This window comes from Rhizobacter sp. P3_B12, assembly GCF_056402895.1.
Window position 1 is genome coordinate 1 of the sequence record NZ_JBFUGN010001389.1, and the last position, 1,235, is coordinate 1,235.

At 58.5% G+C, this 1,235-nt stretch carries 2 protein-coding genes; both read left to right on the forward strand.

Annotated elements, in window-relative coordinates:
- Window positions 1-207 precede the first annotated feature (207 nt).
- Window positions 208-621 carry a DUF6193 family natural product biosynthesis protein gene (locus AC1D01_RS35480; protein ID WP_477874328.1) on the forward strand — a complete coding sequence of 138 codons (414 nt, stop codon included), beginning with the start codon at window positions 208-210 and terminating at the stop codon, window positions 619-621.
- A gap of 189 nt (window positions 622-810) precedes the next feature.
- Window positions 811-1,235, forward strand: a 425-nt coding sequence (locus tag AC1D01_RS35485) for a hypothetical protein (protein WP_477874326.1), incomplete at its 3' end; no start/stop codon positions are given.

A 1,235-nucleotide genomic window follows, 5' to 3' on the forward strand; every position in this document is an offset into this window, starting at 1 on the left:
CGACGGGATGACCTTCCCCAAGGTTTTCCCGCGTTCGCTCGTGTGCACGCGCCAGGGCGTTTGTCCCAAGTCTATTTAGCAGCTGGCGAGCGCTTGTTTCTTGTCGATTTTTGGACCAAGGGCGTTCAGCTTGCGAGGGGGCAGACTCCCAACGTCGAACTCGCCGCCTCAGCTATAGATTTCTGGATAGCCGGTCTATCGAACTCAATGGCCTTGGCGGCATCCTTCCCCTTCGTTTCAGTCGCCGAGGGTGCCGAAGCTTTTGAAAGTGGCAAGGCTACGCAGCGGGCTTGGGATACGTATCTGCAGCGGGCCCCGACGGATTTCCCTGAACTCTCAGTATTCATACGTCTCGCGTACGAGACCCCACAACTGAGGCAGCTATTCCCTTTCACGAGCTTGTCGCGCTTGTGCTTCAGCAGGTGCACGGGCTACCCATACACCGAGGACTGCCCAGTGGTCGGGTGCACGCCCGAAGGCAAGCACACCGTGTCGATTCCAGGACGCAGTCTCCCTGCATCGGGTCTCACAGCAGACGAGGCTCTCGAATTGGTCCTGCGCAGCTTGCCTGAGAGCGTAGGTCCCGCCGTGGATGGCACGGCTGAAGATTTGTCTCGCTGAGCATGTAGCCCAACACTTCAATCAAGCGGTCTTCCCTGCTGAGGCCCCTCACGTCAACCGTTGAGCGGCAGTTCGTTGGATGTCGAGACCAGAAGGGTCGTTTGGAGGCAAGCTGCAGTTGAGCCCGAACGTCTTCAGCCGGCCAGGAGCAGTCGGTCGGCAGTGTCGGCTTTAGAGTAGTCCCATCGTATGCATAGCTTCAACATCTTCGCCGACTATTTCCAGTTCTACCTGCAAGACGAAGCAGCTGACGGCAACCTTTCGGACACTTGGCCTGATGAAGCGGTTGCGCGACTGCTTGCGGTTATACCCGGCACCGTCGGCGTCGGCACGGTCAGGAACATGGAAGTTCCTGCCACATTGGAGATCCTGAAATCATCGCCTCCAACGAACGCGACGGCCTACGATCACGTCGTTGAATGCCCGCTGTTCGTAGCCGGTGAGAACTTGGTCATTGCCGGTTGCACCGACTATTTTCCAGGTGCGGCCCGCATTCCTGTGACCCCTGGGACTTATCGCGTGCGTGTTTGCTTCTCCGGCCTCGATTCGTTGTCTGAGGATGGCCTCGACGGCGATGATCGGTACCATCTTCAGATCTGGCCCGCCCCGTTGGA